Source organism: Alteribacter populi, from assembly GCF_002352765.1.
Taxonomy (GTDB): Bacteria; Bacillota; Bacilli; order Bacillales; family Salisediminibacteriaceae; genus Alteribacter; species Alteribacter populi.
This window is the reverse complement of sequence record NZ_KZ293963.1, coordinates 1,690,086-1,707,206: the sequence shown is the minus strand read 5'-3', so window position 1 is coordinate 1,707,206 and position 17,121 is coordinate 1,690,086. Positions and strand designations below refer to the sequence as shown.

Annotated in this window: 18 protein-coding genes and 1 other annotated feature; of the genes, 16 read left to right on the top strand and 2 right to left on the bottom strand. The window is 40.5% G+C overall.

The window, feature by feature from the left end; genetic code table 11:
* The first annotated feature begins 123 nt into the window (after nucleotides 1-123).
* The 4 genes from ytaF to speD all read left to right on the top strand — a co-directional run bounded on the left by ytaF (nucleotide 124) and on the right by speD (nucleotide 3,612).
* Nucleotides 124-762 carry a sporulation membrane protein YtaF gene (ytaF, locus tag CDZ94_RS08330; protein ID WP_096436053.1) on the top strand — a complete coding sequence of 213 codons (639 nt, stop codon included), beginning with the start codon at nucleotides 124-126 and terminating at the stop codon, nucleotides 760-762.
* 13 nt (nucleotides 763-775) lie between these two features.
* Nucleotides 776-1,381, top strand: coding sequence for a dephospho-CoA kinase (gene coaE, locus CDZ94_RS08325; RefSeq protein WP_096436051.1), 606 nt, complete (start codon nucleotides 776-778; stop codon nucleotides 1,379-1,381).
* 526 nt (nucleotides 1,382-1,907) lie between these two features.
* Complete coding sequence (locus CDZ94_RS08320; protein WP_096436049.1) at nucleotides 1,908-2,933, top strand: glyceraldehyde-3-phosphate dehydrogenase; 1,026 nt, start codon at nucleotides 1,908-1,910, stop codon at nucleotides 2,931-2,933.
* A 280-nt stretch (nucleotides 2,934-3,213) separates the two neighbouring features.
* Complete coding sequence (speD, locus tag CDZ94_RS08315; protein ID WP_096436047.1) at nucleotides 3,214-3,612, top strand: adenosylmethionine decarboxylase; 399 nt, start codon at nucleotides 3,214-3,216, stop codon at nucleotides 3,610-3,612.
* 116 nt (nucleotides 3,613-3,728) lie between these two features.
* Here speD and CDZ94_RS08310 read toward each other — a convergent pair whose 3' ends face one another.
* Nucleotides 3,729-4,034, bottom strand: coding sequence for a phage holin family protein (locus tag CDZ94_RS08310; RefSeq protein WP_280951839.1), 306 nt, complete (start codon nucleotides 4,032-4,034; stop codon nucleotides 3,729-3,731).
* 217 nt (nucleotides 4,035-4,251) lie between these two features.
* Here CDZ94_RS08310 and CDZ94_RS08305 point away from each other — a divergent pair, with 217 nt between their 5' ends.
* The 12 genes from CDZ94_RS08305 to CDZ94_RS08250 all read left to right on the top strand — a co-directional run bounded on the left by CDZ94_RS08305 (nucleotide 4,252) and on the right by CDZ94_RS08250 (nucleotide 16,549).
* Nucleotides 4,252-4,665 carry a DUF1499 domain-containing protein gene (locus CDZ94_RS08305; protein ID WP_096436045.1) on the top strand — a complete coding sequence of 138 codons (414 nt, stop codon included), beginning with the start codon at nucleotides 4,252-4,254 and terminating at the stop codon, nucleotides 4,663-4,665.
* A gap of 57 nt (nucleotides 4,666-4,722) precedes the next feature.
* The gene (gene nrdR / locus CDZ94_RS08300) at nucleotides 4,723-5,193 is read left to right on the top strand and encodes a transcriptional regulator NrdR (protein WP_096436043.1); all 471 of its coding nucleotides are present in this window, start codon (nucleotides 4,723-4,725) and stop codon (nucleotides 5,191-5,193) included.
* Between the two features lie 582 nt (nucleotides 5,194-5,775).
* The gene (locus CDZ94_RS08295) at nucleotides 5,776-7,200 is read left to right on the top strand and encodes a replication initiation and membrane attachment family protein (protein ID WP_157911722.1); all 1,425 of its coding nucleotides are present in this window, start codon (nucleotides 5,776-5,778) and stop codon (nucleotides 7,198-7,200) included.
* A 16-nt stretch (nucleotides 7,201-7,216) separates the two neighbouring features.
* A complete protein-coding gene (gene dnaI / locus CDZ94_RS08290; protein WP_096436039.1) occupies nucleotides 7,217-8,161 on the top strand; it encodes a primosomal protein DnaI in 945 nt (314 codons plus the stop codon).
* 117 nt (nucleotides 8,162-8,278) lie between these two features.
* Complete coding sequence (mqnC, locus tag CDZ94_RS08285) at nucleotides 8,279-9,385, top strand: cyclic dehypoxanthinyl futalosine synthase (RefSeq protein ID WP_096436037.1); 1,107 nt, start codon at nucleotides 8,279-8,281, stop codon at nucleotides 9,383-9,385.
* A 231-nt stretch (nucleotides 9,386-9,616) separates the two neighbouring features.
* Nucleotides 9,617-10,456 (top strand): putative sporulation protein YtxC, encoded by an 840-nt coding sequence (locus CDZ94_RS08280; RefSeq protein WP_157812135.1) that lies wholly within the window; start codon nucleotides 9,617-9,619, stop codon nucleotides 10,454-10,456.
* A gap of 811 nt (nucleotides 10,457-11,267) precedes the next feature.
* Nucleotides 11,268-13,211: a threonine--tRNA ligase gene (gene thrS / locus CDZ94_RS08275; RefSeq protein WP_096436034.1), complete on the top strand. Its 1,944-nt coding sequence runs from the start codon at nucleotides 11,268-11,270 to the stop codon at nucleotides 13,209-13,211.
* Between the two features lie 651 nt (nucleotides 13,212-13,862).
* Nucleotides 13,863-13,985, top strand: a sequence feature (ribosomal protein L20 leader region).
* 132 nt (nucleotides 13,986-14,117) lie between these two features.
* Nucleotides 14,118-14,621, top strand: a complete 504-nt coding sequence (gene infC / locus CDZ94_RS08270; RefSeq protein ID WP_096436032.1) for a translation initiation factor IF-3 — start codon at nucleotides 14,118-14,120, stop codon at nucleotides 14,619-14,621.
* Between the two features lie 106 nt (nucleotides 14,622-14,727).
* The gene (gene rpmI, locus CDZ94_RS08265; RefSeq protein ID WP_096436030.1) at nucleotides 14,728-14,916 is read left to right on the top strand and encodes a 50S ribosomal protein L35; all 189 of its coding nucleotides are present in this window, start codon (nucleotides 14,728-14,730) and stop codon (nucleotides 14,914-14,916) included.
* Nucleotides 14,917-14,959: 43 nt separating this feature from the next.
* Nucleotides 14,960-15,316, top strand: a complete 357-nt coding sequence (gene rplT / locus CDZ94_RS08260) for a 50S ribosomal protein L20 (RefSeq protein WP_096436028.1) — start codon at nucleotides 14,960-14,962, stop codon at nucleotides 15,314-15,316.
* Between the two features lie 266 nt (nucleotides 15,317-15,582).
* Nucleotides 15,583-15,900: a DUF1294 domain-containing protein gene (locus CDZ94_RS21965; protein ID WP_096436026.1), complete on the top strand. Its 318-nt coding sequence runs from the start codon at nucleotides 15,583-15,585 to the stop codon at nucleotides 15,898-15,900.
* A 67-nt stretch (nucleotides 15,901-15,967) separates the two neighbouring features.
* The gene (locus CDZ94_RS08250) at nucleotides 15,968-16,549 is read left to right on the top strand and encodes a TVP38/TMEM64 family protein (RefSeq protein WP_096436024.1); all 582 of its coding nucleotides are present in this window, start codon (nucleotides 15,968-15,970) and stop codon (nucleotides 16,547-16,549) included.
* A 44-nt stretch (nucleotides 16,550-16,593) separates the two neighbouring features.
* Here the strand turns inward: CDZ94_RS08250 and CDZ94_RS08245 are convergent, their stop codons facing one another.
* Nucleotides 16,594-16,998: a sigma-w pathway protein ysdB gene (locus tag CDZ94_RS08245; RefSeq protein ID WP_425352528.1), complete on the bottom strand. Its 405-nt coding sequence runs from the start codon at nucleotides 16,996-16,998 to the stop codon at nucleotides 16,594-16,596.
* Between the last annotated feature and the right edge of the window lie 123 nt (nucleotides 16,999-17,121).

Genomic DNA, 17,121 nt, shown 5'->3' with positions numbered 1-17,121 from the left:
AGGGAAACGCAACAAACTTCATGAAAACAACTATCTTTTTTAGATTGAAAAATTCCTTCGTACATTGGATGGGCTCATGCCATATACTATCATATCGATGGTTGAGGAAAGGAGCGCATACCAATGGTGGAGTTATTCTCCTTATTGCTATTAGCCTTTGCCGTAAGTTTAGACAGTTTCGGTGTAGGTCTAACATACGGGCTTCGAAAAATGAAACTGCCGTTTCGCTCTTTATGTTTTATCGCTTTATGTTCAGCTACATCTATTCTTGTTGCGATGTCGGTGGGTGCAGGTATTGCCAGTGTGATGAGTCCGAATGTAGCAGAATCTATCGGAGGCTTAATTCTTATTTTGATCGGAGCGTGGGCGCTGTATCAAATTTATCATCCTGCGAAAAAAGATAAGAAATCAAAGGAAGAACGGGAACTGATATTCAATTTTGAAATTAAGAAACTAGGGATTGTCATTCGCGTACTAAGAAAGCCGATGGTGGCTGACTTAGATAACTCAGGGACCATTACCGGAAGAGAAGCGTTTCTCTTAGGTGTTGCTTTATCGCTTGATGCGTTTGGTGCGGGGATAGGAGCGGCCCTTATTGGATTTTCACCTCTTTATATGGCTGTAAGTGTAGCCTTAATGTGTGCTTTATGTTTAACGTTAGGTATGAAAAGCGGCTTTGTATTTTCTGATACGAAGTGGATGAAACGATTTTCATTTATTCCTGGAGCCGTACTCATCTTGTTAGGAATCTGGAAAATATAAGAGAGCAGGTGAACTGCCGATGATAATTGGGCTTACAGGCGGGATTGCAAGTGGGAAGAGTACCGTTTCCGCCATGATTCAAGGTTGGGGTATTCCTGTAGTGGATGCCGATGTGATTGCTCGGGAGGTCGTAGAACCCGAGCAAGACGCTTATGAAAAAATTGTCCAGGCATTTGGTAATGAAATAACTAATGAAGACCGAACGATTCATCGGAAAAAACTTGGTGCTATTATTTTTAATAATGAGGAAAAAAGAAAGCTGTTAAACAGTATTGTTCATCCTGCCGTACGAACTGAAATGAAACGCCAGCGGGATGATTTTTTAGCGAAGGGTTATAAAAATGTCGTTCTGGATATTCCTCTCTTAATTGAAAGTGAACTTACCTACTTAGTGGACAAGTCTCTTCTTGTTTACTTGGATAAACAAACTCAGCTTGAACGTTTAATTCAAAGGGATCAATCTTCAGAAGACGAGGCCATGAGTCGAATCCGTTCGCAAATGCCATTAGATGACAAACAGGATCTCGTTGATGCTGTTGTTGACAATAGTGGTTCTGTCGCAAATACAAAACTACAAGTAATGAAAGTGTTGCAAAAATGGGGAGTAAAGACGTCTTGACTAGCTAAGTCAGACGTCTTCTTTAAATGAAGCTTTTTTTTCAAGGCTGTTTTCGTAAAGTGTGTGCTTTTTGAACTACAAAAGCATTCTAACTAGAGGCTGCTGAATAAGTAGCATACGCCTACAAGGCAAGAGGATATGCTCTTTCTCATGGAGAGAATCTGCAAGGAGATAACTCTTCTTTTGCTAAAAGCCTTGCACTTGATTTTGAGATACACATGGGGGGAGCCAAGGGTGCTGCTGCAATGGCGGAGATTCCTGCAGGAAAAGCAACATGAGCACGCCTTTCGCGAATGAGGAGGCTGAAGCGTTGCCTGCGGAAAGCGAAGCCATGGAAGCGGCACCCTTTGTATTTGAGTTCTAGAGTTATTCAGCAATCCCTAACTAAACTTCTCTTCTCTCAAGACATTCGTACAATTGAAAAAAATTATTCGAAATTTACGACCTACTCGCATAAAATATGTTATACTAAAATTGAATTAAACCTTTAATAGTATAACACATATAAGTGGAAGGAGTCTTTCTCATGACGACGATTGCAATCAATGGTTTTGGCCGTATTGGCAGAATGGTTTTTCGCAAAGCTGTGTTAGACACAAATTTAGAAGTGGTGGCTATTAATGCTTCCTACCCAGCGGAAACACTAGCCCATTTAATTAAATATGATACCGTTCACGGCCCATTTATGGGAGAAGTGGAAGCAAAAGGTGATCACTTGGTTGTAAACGGTTCCAAAGTTTACTTACTTAATAATCGAAACCCACTGGAATTACCGTGGGCGGACTTAGGTATAGAAATCGTTGTAGAAGCAACAGGGAAGTTTAAATCCAAAGAAACAGCAACTTACCACATTGAAGCGGGGGCAAAAAAAGTTGTCATTACAGCACCAGGGAAAGATGAAGATATTACGATTGTATATGGTGTAAACGAAGAAGATTATGATCCGCAAGCACATGATATTATTTCGAATGCCTCATGTACAACAAATTGTCTTGCACCGGTGGCGAAGGTATTAAATGATGCATTTGGTATTGAATCCGGGCTAATGACTACGGTACACTCCTACACTAATGACCAGAAAAATATTGATAATCCACATAAAGATTTGCGTAGAGCTCGCGCATGTGGTCAATCGATCATTCCAACGACGACTGGAGCAGCAAAAGCCCTTGCGAAAGTTTTACCAGAGCTTGAAGGGAAGATGAACGGAATGGCCCTTCGTGTTCCGACTCCAAACGTCTCTCTAGTCGATTTAGTGGTTGATTTGTATACAGACGTAACAGTAGAACAAGTAAACGATGTACTAAAAAAAGCAGCGGAAGATGAATTGAAAGGTATCCTTTCATATACTGATGATCCTCTTGTTTCGGTTGATTTTAATGGAAATGAAAATTCCTCCATCATTGACGGGCAGTCGACAATGGTCATGAATAACCGTCAAGTAAAAGTGCTTGCTTGGTATGATAATGAATGGGGATATTCCTGCCGTGTCGTAAACTTAATTGAACACGTAGGTGAACGGTTGAAAGAACAATCAGAGGTGACGGCGTAAATAAAGAGCTGATGTTTTAAAGATGGTAATGGTTCCCCATTATCGCCCCCGATCGTGAACAAAAAAGGCATTGCAAAAAAAATGCAAACGAAGTATACTATTTTTCGTGATCTTCGAATAAAAGCAATAGAAGGGATGATCGTTACTAGTGATTGTTCAAGGATTTTTGAACCTTTACTAATGGGTTAGGACCTCTCTGGACTAACTTTCCCCCGTAGTGATCACATTCCTCCATGCTTAGTAAGGAAGGCATGAAACATACGTAAAGGGGGATTTCGGTATGGAAACCATGGGACGACACGTCATTTCAGAGCTTTGGGAATGTGATATCGAGAAGCTTAATGACATGGGGTTTATCGAAAAATTATTTGTAAATGCAGCACTTGAAGCAGGTGCAGAAGTGCGGGAAGTGGCTTTTCACAAATTTGCGCCACAAGGAATTAGTGGTGTAGTCATAATTAGTGAATCTCACTTAACAATTCACAGTTTTCCAGAGCACGGCTACGCTAGCATAGACGTGTATACGTGCGGTGACAGAATTGATCCGAACATTGCTGCAAATTATATTGCGAAACATCTTGATGCGAAATTAAATGAAGCAGTGGAAATTCCCCGTGGCATGGGACCGATAAAAGTTGGAGAACCGCGTACGGAAAGACCATTGTCTACTACTAGATAAAGAACAACAAAGATACTTTTTAAGTGAAATACTTTGAAAGTATCTTTTTTCATGCTTCTTTTTATCGGTTTGAGCAACAACAATCAATAGAAGGAGGGGTAACCGAAAAGTATATATTACCTTTTGGACGCCCTCTTTTTGCGGGTGTTCCTGGGCTTTCTTGTCTGTTTGATGAGCTGGTGGCCATATACCGCGCCACCTGTTACGAGAACTCCTTGTATAAAAGACTCGAAAGAAAAACCTAACAAAATGCCGGTAAATAAAATTCCTAAAATAAGCAAGAAATAAGGAATCATCCAGTCGGGTGCGTGGGGAGTTTGCTTAATTATCTTTCCGATAATCATTAACACAGGTATGACAATCAAAGCCTCATCGACAACAAATTGTAGGAAATCGATTGATGTTCCCCCCTTTACTTTCATTAAAATATAGGCATTTCAAGCTTGGGAAATGACTGTGTATTGTGAGTAAAAGGTATTAATTTTTCCCTGGACATCTCTTTACCCATTAGGATGTAATCAAAAAGCAAATAGCAAAATAAAAGAGCCATTCACTACAAAGAAATCGCACCAATTTTCCGGAAATATTGAACAAACTGTCATTTCCTGCTATTCTTAAAGTGCTAAGGTGGGATGAATAATGGGATTTAAAGATACAGTACAAAAGTATATGAGTGCACATACAGAAACACGAGAAAATCATGTAGACGAGAAATTAAAAACGCATTATTATAAATCGACAAAAGAAAAAGTGATGGCTGAAGTAGAGGCAATGATCAATCAAAAGAAGGGCTTTAAGGTAAAATCGACGTCTCCAGAACACGGTGAAATTATTGTGCGCAGCGATCAAGGAAAGAAAATCTTTATGGTTATCACTGTCATTATGGTAAGACCGTATCGTACTGCTGTTGATTTTGCTGTGACAACCGATACGCCTCTTTTTACTGATTTTGGCTACAGTCGTAAAATCATCTACGAACAGTATAAAAACTTGAACGGGCGTCTTACCTTTGTTGGCACCGGTATTGGTGATAACCTTACACAAGGGTTTTAAGGCGCATGTTTGAACATCCTTTAACAAGAACGGACGACAAAAAAGGGAGAGGATAAAATGAGATGTCCAAACTGTCAACATAATGGAACACGAGTCTTAGATTCCCGTCCCAGTGATGAAAGCCGTTCGATACGACGCAGGAGAGAATGTGAGTCATGTGGATATCGATATACTACATTTGAACGGGTAGAAAAGACGCCGTTGATCGTCGTCAAAAAAGATGGGAACCGAGAAGAGTTTAGTAGGGAAAAAATGCTGCGCGGACTCATTCGTGCTTGTGAGAAGCGACCAGTACCTCTTGAGAAGCTTGAAAATGTCATTGATCAAGTGGAGAGGGACTTGAGAAATCAAGGAATTTCCGAAATTGATAGTCATGATATCGGGGAACAGGTGATGGAATATCTCGCAGGAATTGATGATGTTGCGTATGTTCGTTTTGCTTCTGTATACCGGCAATTTAAAGATATTAATGTCTTTGTCGAGGAGTTAAAAGACCTTTTAAAGAAAGCTGACCAAAACAATTCTTAATTAGAAATAAGAAGAGCCTCCATCCTTAGGTCTGAAGGGGAAGGAGCTCTTTTTTCGTTTGAGATTGAGTAACCATATAAATCCACTTTTCAGTGTCTAGCTCCAGGCGCTTTGCGAGTGTCTTTTAGTGATTAAGAATTTTAATGAGGTAAAGGCGATAGCACCCCTGAGACGTTAAAACATGCGGCGGAAGTTAACGCTGTTTTAATAAAGGTTCTATTCGCAAAGGGGTTGTTTTTGATTTATAGAACGAAAGAGCGAAAGGCGGTGACACCAGCGGGAAAAGCAACGACTGAAGACCCTGCAAGGTGGTTCCCCAGAAGGAGGCTGAAGCGTTGCCCGCGGCAAAGAAGCCACCGTGAATCCGAACGAAGTGAAGGAAGAACGGATGTCGCCCTTGTGCCCTGGAGTGAAAGCGTCCGCCTGTAGCGGATCCGAACGAAGATCTTATCTTATCAAAAGAAACAATCTTTTAGGAAACAGCTACTACTATTGTACCTAACAAATTCCATACAGACGTCCGATAGATTTTGGTACAATGGAAAAAGACAAAGTGATGTTATGAGAAGTAAGGTGGAGCTTATGATGCATTGGAAGGAACTTTTACCCATAGATCGGTACCTTGTGCAAATGAAAGATAAACTACATGAAACGGATCGGGATGTCTTAACGTTGTTGTACCAGCCATTAATTGGTTCACTAGCATACAGTTTGTATCTAACCCTCTGGAGCGAAGCAGAGGCTGCGGATTCGGAATTACCGGAAAGACAGCACCAAACACTGATGGTATTAACCGGCAGGCCTTTAAATGAACTTTTTAGTGAACGAAAAAAATTGGAAGCAATCGGTTTAGTGTCCACTTATCGTAAGAACGAAGAAGATGAAGTCGTATATATTTATGAATTAAATAAACCTGTTAATCCAGATGCATTTTTTAAAGACGATGTCCTAAGTGTCTTTTTATATAATCGATTAGGGAAAGAGCAGTACAGACGCATACGCAATCGGTTTATTCTCCCCAAACATGAAACAGAGGATTTAGAAGAAGTCACTCAGGCTTTTGATCATGTGTTTCAGAGCCTTCATCATTCCGAAATGGTTTCTTCTCAAATCGAAGTGGAAGATCAAACTGGGGATGTTATTAGAGGCGAACAGCGTAAAGGAAACGGAAATTCTTATCAGTTTGAGGGACAGGATTTTGATTTCGATCTAATGCTTGCTGATTTACCACCATTTATTAACAAAGAAGCTTTGGAAAAAGAACAGATCAAACGGACCATTGCTCAGCTTGCTTTTGTCTATAAAGTAGAGCCTATGGAAATGAGCAAGTTTATTCAAGATACAATGGTCCATGAAGATGCCCTCAATATATCAGAGCTCCGAAAACAAATTCAGAGAAGATACCGGATGCTGTATAGCCAGGATCCGCCTAAACTAGCATTGAGGAAGCAGCCTGCACACCTAACCTCAAATATAACGGAGCCTACAACTGAAGAAGAGAAGATGATTCATTATTATGATACGACGTCACCAATGGATATGATGCAAAATCGAAGCGATGGTGCCCAAGTACCACCTGCTGATATGGAAATCGTTGAACATTTACTTTTGGATTACCGATTACCGCCTGGGGTCGTTAATGTGTTGATTGATTACATTTTAATGATTAACGACATGAAACTAACAAAAGGATTCGCGGACAAGATTGCCGGGCAATGGAGCCGTAAAAATATTCAAACTGTCAATCAAGCGATGGTCATTGCTAAACAAGAAAACAAAAAGCGAAAAGAATTCCAGCAAGGACCGCAAAAGTCAAGCGGTAAAAGACAAACGAAAAATAATAGAAATGTGAGAAAAGAGCGGTTGCCAAAGTGGCTTGCTCAGGAAAAAGAAAAAGGAAACGAGCAGCCTAAGCTGAGTGAAGCGAACGGTGAAACGAACGTAAACCTTGAGCGGAAAAAGGAAGAGCTTGCAAAATTAATGCAGCAGTTTGAGCAAAAGAAATAGTAAGGGAGGGGTCAACGTGGAACCGATTGGTGAATCCATAAAGAAGCTATCTGGAGGAAATTTTGAAAAAAGGCTTGAAGCTTTAATGCAGGAGGTGCTGCAAGACGAGCGGATTCAGAAGTTTCTAGCCCGAAACCCAGGGCTTGCGAGTGCACAAATCGAACGTCAATTAAATGATTTGTTTCAGTTTAAAAAAGAATGGGAGCATTGTGACAGCTGTCCAGGACTTGAGAACTGCCCGAATTTGATGAACGGCTTTCAACCCGAGTTGAAAATGTACAGAGATGACATTCATATTTCGTATCATCCATGTCCTTTAAAGCGAAAAGCGGACGAGCGGAAACGGCAAGCATCGTTTATTAAAAGCTTATATATACCAAAAGAAATTGTAGCGGTGACTTTTAAGGATATTGATCCGGATAATGAGTCACGAGTGGATGCAATCGAAAAAGCGCTGAAATTTTCTCATGGCGTTGTTCCAGGAGAAGACGGCAAGGGGCTTTACATTACCGGTAAATTCGGCGTTGGGAAAACATATCTTATGGGGGCAGTGAGTAATGCATTAGCAGAGCGAAAGATCGAATCGATGATCATTTATACACCGGATTTTTTCCGTGAGCTTAAGCAAGGCATTGCAGACGGGAGCTACCAGGACAAATTGGAAACAGTGAAGCGAGTGCCGGTGCTTATTTTAGATGACATCGGAGCTGAAACGATGAGTGCCTGGGTACGTGATGAAATATTAGGAGCATTATTGCAATATCGAATGATGGAAAAGCTGCCGACGATTTTTACCTCTAATTACGATCTCGAAGATTTAGAAGCACATCTGACCTATACGCAAAAAGGCGGCGTTGAAAATATTGAAGAGTTGAAAGCGAAGCGCATTATGGAGCGGATTCGCCATTTGAATGAGGAAGTGTACATGGATGGCGTGAACCGCCGTACGTATAACAATTAACGGAATGAGACCGTCAAACCACGGAGAGGCCTGTGCTTTTCCTATTTATTTGTTGGAATTCTATGTTACGATAGGTTTAATAGATTGAAAGCTTTTTCAGGATGGGGGATATAAAATATGAGCGTTGATCACATCTTAGAGCGTGCTCGAGCAGGAGAACGGATTTCAGTAGAAGATGCCGTTCAACTGTATGAGAGCAATGAAGTTGAGAAAATTGGCGCAGTGGCGAACGAAATGATGCAAAAGTGGCACCCGGAGCCGATTACGACTTTTGTCATTGGAAGAAATGTTAACTATACAAATTTTTGTGATACGTATTGCCGCTTTTGTGCTTTCTATCGTCCACCAGGACATGAAGAAGGCTATGTATTAGACGATAACGTTATTTTTGATAAAATCCAGGAAACGATTGACGTCGATGGAACAGAGATACTCATGCAAGGTGGAACGAATCCAGATCTTCCATTTAGCTATTATACTGATCTGCTGAAGGAAATTAAAAAGAGGTTTGATATTACGATGCATTCTTTTTCACCAGCAGAGATCTGGAAAATGGTTGAAGTATCTGGGCTGTCGTTAGAAGAAGTTCTAACGGAGCTACATAAAGCAGGCTTGGACTCTCTACCAGGCGGCGGAGCTGAAATTCTTGATAACCGTACGAGAAAGCGAATCAGTCGCCTTAAAGGTACTTGGGAAGAATGGATTGAGTGCATGAAAACGGCGAAAAAAGTCGGCATGCACGGAACGGCAACTATGGTTATCGGATTTGGTGAAACAAGTGAGGAGCGCGCACTTCATTTAAAGCGTGTTCGTGACGCGCAAGATGAAACGAATTGTTTCCTTGCGTTTATTCCTTGGACATTCCAACCTGATAATACGAATATGAAAGCGGAAAAAGTGACACCTGATGAATATTTAAAAAACTTAGCTATTGCTCGTATTTTCTTAGACAACGTTCCTAATTTCCAATCTTCGTGGGTTACGATGGGACCAGAAATCGGGAAGAAGTCATTGACGTATGGCTGTAACGATTTCGGCAGTACAATGATTGAAGAAAATGTGGTTTCAGCTGCTGGCGCGACGCATAAAGTGGACACGAATTTGATCCTGCGCCTCATTCGTGAAGCAGGCAAAACACCAGCTCAGCGCGACACGAAGTACAGCACTCTTCGTGTATTTAAGGAAGAAGAACAAGCAGATAAAGATTTTGTTATGCAAAACTAGGATTATTGTAAAATGACGCAGCTTGAGAATCATTCAAGCTGCGTCATTTTTATTTATACTTTAGGTTCTTTACGAAAAAAGTTTAAGTTCAACTAAGGCTTCTTACAGAGACTATTCATAAAATAAGGACAGCCCCATATATATGTACTAGATGTTTGCAAAGAGTTGATGAACAGAGCAGGTAGACGTCTTGACCCTCAACTCGATTTGCACGTTTGGGAGGGGCTGCCGTTGGTAACGATTCAGTTTGAAGATAAACAAAGGTGCTTAAGTTGCTGCGAGCAACTTAAAGCCTCTGTAGGGAGTTTTGAAAACTTAAGTAAAAGTGTCGACTTAGTGACAGGAAAAAACGATACTCAAGTAGAGGTGGTCGTACATGCAGGCGAACAAGAACGAAACGAAATTTTAACGACAGTCGCCGCAGTAATGACAAATTTTACATTAAAAGTGTACTTAAAGTCATGGCTTGAAGACGTGGTACGAAATCACTTTTATTATCAAGAGGTCAATGAGTCTAATGAAATTGTTGCACTAGCTTGGGATATCATTGCAGATGAACATCCAGATATTCAGTTAGAGGATAACTTATCTTTTCTACAGCGCCAATTACATTTGCTTTTTTGTGAAATTTTAAACGAAACGTCAAAGTTTTCCTACGAGTCCTTTATCCAATTCCGGCTCCGGAAGCTAAGAAAAGGCCTCATCGAAGCTGTTGAAGTTGCCATCGACGAATATAAAATGGAGCAAGAGTATCAGACGATGGTAGAATCATGCAGACAATATCTGGCTCAGGAGTCACCAAAGATTAAAGCTGTCCATGTTGTATTAAGTGATCAGCCTGTGTCGATTTACGATCATTCATGGAACCGTTTTACGTTACCGGAAATTCTGCGGATGTTGGACGATAGAGTTGCATTTGACGGGACGCTTCCGGTATCAGAACGAATTATCAGTCCATTGGTGAGTATGGCTCCAAGAAAAGTTTTTCTTCATGATAGTAAAGAAGTGGAAGAAGGCCCAGTTGTACGAACATTATTAGCCATTTTCGAAGAACGAATTTCTTTTTGCTAAAATCAAATTTCTTAATTTGTGTATAGAGATAAGGTACCCGTCAATAATAATGAAAAACTTATTAAATTGGTGCGTGTTGAAAAAAGAGGAAACTTCAATTAGTCCTTGCTTTTCTGAAATGAGGTTATTATAATACGTATCATAAGTAGATATGAAAAGCAGTTACGATGAGGACACGATTTCACTTTTACATCTTGTAAAGAGAGGGAAGTCACTGGCTGAAAGCTTCCTAAGTAATGGAAAGTAAATTACCACCTCTGAACTTCAATAGGGAACCGCACGAAAAAGGAGCTTATTAACTATTGACGGCCACCCCGTTACCGATTTATGAAGCTAAAAGCATACGTATGTTTTTTTGAAGGTGTTAAATACCTCGGGAAAAACTAGGTACTTTTAGAAATCTGGGTGGAACCACGGGTATTTGAATCTACACTCGTCCCTTTATAGGGATGGGTGTTTTTTATTTTAACAACTCTAAGTAAGGGACAGCTACGCCACTCTTCTTAAGGGAAAAGCAACAATGGTCTTCTTGTGACGAGGAACCGCAGGAGCAGCTGAAGACACCGCAGTGATCGAGGGTTGCGAACGAGGAGGCTGTGAAGCGTTGCCCGCAGCAAAGAAGACACCGTGAACCTGAACGAAGTGAAGGAAGGATGGATGTCGTACTTGTGCCCTGGGATGAAAGTGGCCGCCTGTAGCGGATTTGAGCGATAATTTGATCAAAAAGCAACAATTTTTTAGAAAACAGCTTTAATATAAGACCGCTGTGCGGTTTTTCTTATATTTTATAACAACAAAAGGAGTGACACACATGGCAGAAATAAACGAAGCGATTGTATTGATGTTTCCAGACGGAAAAGAAAAGGAGTTTCCAGCTGGAACGACGACAGAAGATGTAGCAGCTTCTATTAGCCCTGGACTAAAGAAGAAAGCCGTTGCTGGTAAGCTGGATGGTGAACACATAGATCTTAAAGCACCAATTAGTGAAGCTGGAAAAATTGAGATCATCACACTAGACAGTGGTGATGGCCTTGAGATTCTTCGACATAGCACAGCTCACTTGATGGCACAAGCCGTAAAGCGTCTGTTCGATGACGTTAAGCTCGGTGTTGGACCTGTTATCGAAGGCGGGTTTTATTACGATATAGATATGTCGCATACATTAACACCCGAAGACTTGCCAAAAATCGAAAAGGAAATGAAACGAATTGCTGATGAGAATTTAGCGATTGAAAGAAAAGAAGTCTCCCGTGAAGAAGCGGCTCGTCGTTACGAAGAAATTGGAGATGAATTAAAACTTGAATTGCTGGAAGATATTCCCGTAGGTGAAAAGATAAGCATTTATGAGCAAGGTGAGTTTTTTGACCTTTGCCGTGGCGTTCATTTACCGTCTACTGGAAAGATTAAGAAATTTAAACTAATGACAATAAATGGTGCCTACTGGCGTGGAGACAGTAAAAATAAAATGCTACAACGTATTTACGGGACTGCCTTTGAAAAACAAGGTCAATTAGACGAACACCTCAAAATGCTTGAAGAAGCAAAAGAGCGGGACCATCGTAAATTGGGTAAAGAGCTAGGTATATTTACTGTTAATCAAAAAGTCGGGCAAGGTCTACCTCTGTGGCTGCCAAAAGGAGCGACAATTCGCCGTACAATTGAACGCTACATCGTAGATCTCGAGGAGCGCCTTGGCTATGATCACGTGTATACACCCGTTCTAGGAAGTTCCGAGCTTTATAAAACGTCCGGACATTGGGACCATTATCAAGATGACATGTTCCCGTCTATGAAAATGGACAATGAAGAACTTGTTCTGCGACCTATGAACTGCCCGCATCATATGATGGTGTACAAGCACCAAAAATATAGTTACCGTAACCTCCCTGTTCGTATTGCAGAACTAGGGATGATGCACCGTCATGAAATGTCAGGAGCATTGGCTGGACTTCAGCGAGTAAGAGCAATGACACTAAATGACGCCCATATTTTCTGTCGTCCGGATCAAATGAAAGAAGAATTTATCCGGGTTGTAGAGCTGATTCAAAATGTCTATAAAGACTTTGGGATTGATGACTATTACTTCCGTTTATCTTACCGGGATCCTGCTGATAAAGAAAAGTATGTCGACAATAATGAAATGTGGATAAAAGCACAGGAACTTCTGAAAGAATCGATGGATGATATGAATGTGGAATATGTAGAAGCAGAAGGAGAAGCAGCATTTTACGGTCCTAAACTTGATGTTCAAGTAAAAACAGCTCTCGGTAAAGATGAAACGCTCTCGACTGTTCAGCTCGACTTCCATTTACCTGAGAAATTTGACTTGACTTATGTAGGTGATGACGGTAATGAACATCGTCCTGTTGTCATTCACCGTGGTGTTGTCTCTACAATGGAACGCTTTGTTGCCTTTTTACTTGAAGAATATAAAGGTGCGCTACCAACTTGGTTATCTCCGGTTCAAGTTCAGTTGATCGGTGTAAGTGAAGTACATGATGAGTACGTGCGAAAAGTGGAGGATAAGCTCCGCCAAGCCGGAGCACGCGTCCATGTGGATGGTCGAAATGAAAAGTTAGGCTATAAAATTCGTGAAGCTCAAATGCAAAAAATTCCTTACCTTTTAGTGTTAGGAGATAAGGAAATTGAGTCCAATAGCGTTAATGTCCGCCGTTACGGAGAAAAAGATACAGAAATCGTAGAATTGGATGAGTTTGTTGCCAGGATTAGTAAAGATATTAATGAACGAACATAAGCTAGAAAACTGCCGGTTCTCCGGCAGTTTTTTCTGCTTTAAGAAAGCAGGATTATCATGATTCGACAGATACTTACTCTCTTCTAAGTAGAGGCTGCTGCTGCAATGGGGGAGACTCCTGAGGAAAAGCAACAATGGTCTTCTTGCGACGAGGAACCGCAGGAGCAGCAGAAGACCCCGCAGTGAGCACGCCTTTCGCGAATGAAGGCTGAAGCGAAGCCATGGAAGCGGCACCCTTTGTATTTGGGTTCTAGAGTTATTCAGCAATCCCTAAGTATCTGTCCTATAGGAATTGAGGGAAATGCCCGATAGTAGCCAAGTAATTGAGAAGATAAAAATGGAAAATAAGAAGTATGTAATAACTTTCAATAAAATTTAATTTAAATGTTGTCGCAGAGGGGGAAGAGATTCAAGAGGTATCTCCTACTTAAAAGAGTTGGGTAGCTGCAACCTTACGACAGAACATTTTGCTGAAGTTTATCCAGAGCTGAAAGAAACAGCGTTTACCTGAAAAACTTGTATTTTTAAGAAGTCTACGTTACAATCAGTGGAGAATTATTAAAGAAGGACAACTTTGTTTCATACATGAAAAGGTAGTTGACATTGTTATTTGAAGTGTGCTACTCTATTCTAGTGAACAAAATATGGACGCAAAGCAAGCAGAAGCGCCCGCTTCTCACCTGATTGACGCCTTGGCAGTTGACAGGTTACCACTGATTTAACATTCTACAGTAGAGGTGTGGGCGGATTATGCGCTCACGCTTTTTTGTGCAGAGATAGAATTGCTTTGCCTACACCATCTTTGTGGTTTCCGCAAGCTAAGCGGGGAACATGACGGTGCTGTAGCATAGTCTTGCTTTGATCCTGTATTAAATCTTTTGGAGGTGGCTCAATATTAGTAAAGATATGTTCATTAATGAATCCATTCGTGCACGTGAAGTGCGTTTGGTCGGTGCAAACGGTGACCAAATTGGTGTGAAACCCAAGAATGAAGCGTTGGAAATGGCCCAAAATGCCAACCTTGACTTGGTGATGGTTGCACCAAACGCAAAACCGCCGGTATGCCGAATCATGGACTATGGTAAATTCCGTTACGAGCAGCAAAAGAAAGAAAAAGAAGCTCGTAAAAAGCAAAAAGTTATTAACGTCAAAGAAGTTCGGTTAAGCCCGAACATTGAAGAACACGACTTCAACACGAAGCTACGCAATGCGCGCAAATTCCTTAGCAAAGGTGACAAAGTAAAAGCAGCGATTCGGTTCCGCGGACGTGCGATTACACACTCTCAGCTAGGAAGAGAAGTGTTAGAGCGACTGGCAAAACAATGTGAAGACATTTCATCCATCGAAGCAAAGCCGAAGATGGAAGGCCGCAGCATGTTCTTAGTGCTAGCACCTAACAACGAAAAATAAGCAGTCTATTTTAGTAAGATACACTTTGAACGACCATGATCCAATTTTGGATTCTTTCACCAGACAACGACAACAATTAATCTTTCTCAACAGGGAGGACTTGCAAATGCCTAAAATGAAAACGCACAGAGGCGCAGCAAAACGTTTTAAGAGAACGGGAACTGGCAAGTTGAAGCGTTCCCACGGCTACACTAGCCACTTAGCTGCCAACAAAACAACAAAGCAAAAACGTAAGCTAAGAAAAAGTGGAATGGTTCATAAGAGCGACCAAAAGCGTATCGACGCAATGCTATAAATCGAAAACATCTGATAGAATTATTCACTAAGGAGGGATTACGATGGCTCGAGTAAAAGGCGGATATGTATCACGTCGTCGTCGTAAAAAAGTTCTAAAGCTAGCAAAAGGATATCATGGTTCAAAGCATAGATTATTCAAATCAGCACAAGGACAAGTAATGAAGTCCTTACAATATGCATACCGTGACCGCAGACAGAAAAAACGTGACTTCCGTAAGCTATGGATTACACGTATTAATGCTGCAGCACGTATTAACGGTCTTTCTTACAACCGTTTTATGCATGGGCTAAAGCAAGCTGGTATTGAAATGAACCGTAAAATGCTAGCTGACATCGCGATCAACGATGAGCAAGGCTTTGCTTCACTTGCTGAAAAAGCAAAAGCAAACCTAAAGTAATTTGTTGAAAGAAACGGTTAAAAAAGATATTTTTTATCTACATCTAAAAAGTCACTCTCCATTCGAGGGTGACTTTCTTTATGAGTTAAGAAAGAAAACAATCCACGTTTCGATGTCTAGCTCCAAGCGCCATCGTCTCGTGTTAAATAACCTGCCCGATTAAAAGTAAAAAGCACTTTTTATCGGACTGGACATTTGCATGTCGTCGGGTAAGGGCGCCTTGCGCTTTTCTTATTTGAGGGAATACAATAGAACAAGACTTTATCATGAAAGGCGGTTATGTTTTGGAAATAGCAATTATCAACTTTTTTCTATGGTATTATGGCATTATAAACGTGGTCGGCTTTTTCATGATGTGGAGTGACAAACAAAAAGCTCGAAAAAGGAAATCGAGAATTTCTGAGCAAGCACTGTTTACTTGGGCAAGCTTTGGTGGGGCTTTCGGAATGTTATTATCTTCCAGGTTATTTCGGCACAAGACAAAGAAGAAAACGTTTAAAATTGGACTTCCCATTTTTTGTTTGCTGCATATTGTTTTAAGTATATCCCTCGTTATCATGATGAGTCACTTTTTAGACACCTGAATATAAAATCATAGATTGTCTATGTTAGTCATAAAATGGATTAGAGCAAGAGAGGAGGAGAGACATCATGAATGATTTCATCGAGGCTGTTCCAACAATTATTGAGCGGGCTGGTTGGCTGGCTCCACTCATTTTTATTCTCCTTCACCTCATTCGCCCGTTTTTATTTATACCTGTAATTGTTGTTTGTATTGCCGGTGGATACTTTTTTGGTTTCTTTTACGGAAGTATGTATTCATTAATCGGCTTAACATTAATGTGTTTTTTCTTTTATAAGTTCGTTAATTATTTTCCGTCGTTGCGCAATCGAATGGCGAAGATGAAAGCGAAAATATTTAAAAACCGACAGTTAACGCTGGGGCAGGTTATGATCTTACGAATGCTTCCATTTGTTCATTTTCACTTGCTTTCTTTGTATTTGATGGAGATGACATCTTCTTTTAAAGAATATATGAAATATTCATTTGGAGGATTAATCATCCCATCACTCTTGTTTACCTCGTTCGGGCAAGCGATTAGTGAGATGTCCTTATATGGTTCACTTTTTGTCCTACTCGTTCTATTTGGTATTTTTTATCTACTTGGACAAAAAGGAACGATTACGTACAAGTGGGAGAAGTTTTTTGCTTCAAGATCGATGTCAGAATAAGAATAAACCTAGCTAGAGCGTACTTTGCTCAAGCTAGGTTTTTCTTATTGCTTCTTCATCTTTTTAAACAGTTCTTTAATTGGACTATTCCAAAGGATTTCCGCTTTCGGATAACGGATTGCAATTTCTTTTTCAATAAATAAAAAGTCGGTCTTACTCAATCCTTTTAATTTATCTTTTTCTTCTGTCCATACGGTAATCGATGTCACGTCAAAGGAATCGTCGACTGTTCCTAAGTACTTTTCCCCTTCAAACATAACGGAGGAATAAGTGAGGAGAAAGTTTTTTCTCACATTATCCGACTCATCCAGAAAATAAAAACCACCTGACTGGTGAGCAGATTCCAGTTTTCGTCGGGGATCGATGGCGTACTTTATCACACTAAAAACAACAATACCAATGGCGATTAAAAGCAGAATTCGGAATAATATTACACTGAGCATAGTCATCTCTCCCTCTATTACTTCAATGTGTGTCTCTCTTGTTATGGAAAATGGGCTCGACTATTCATTTTTGTTTCTTCTTAGCCTATACGAATAAGCGGAAGTAAAGTTTCGAAATAAATGTATTTT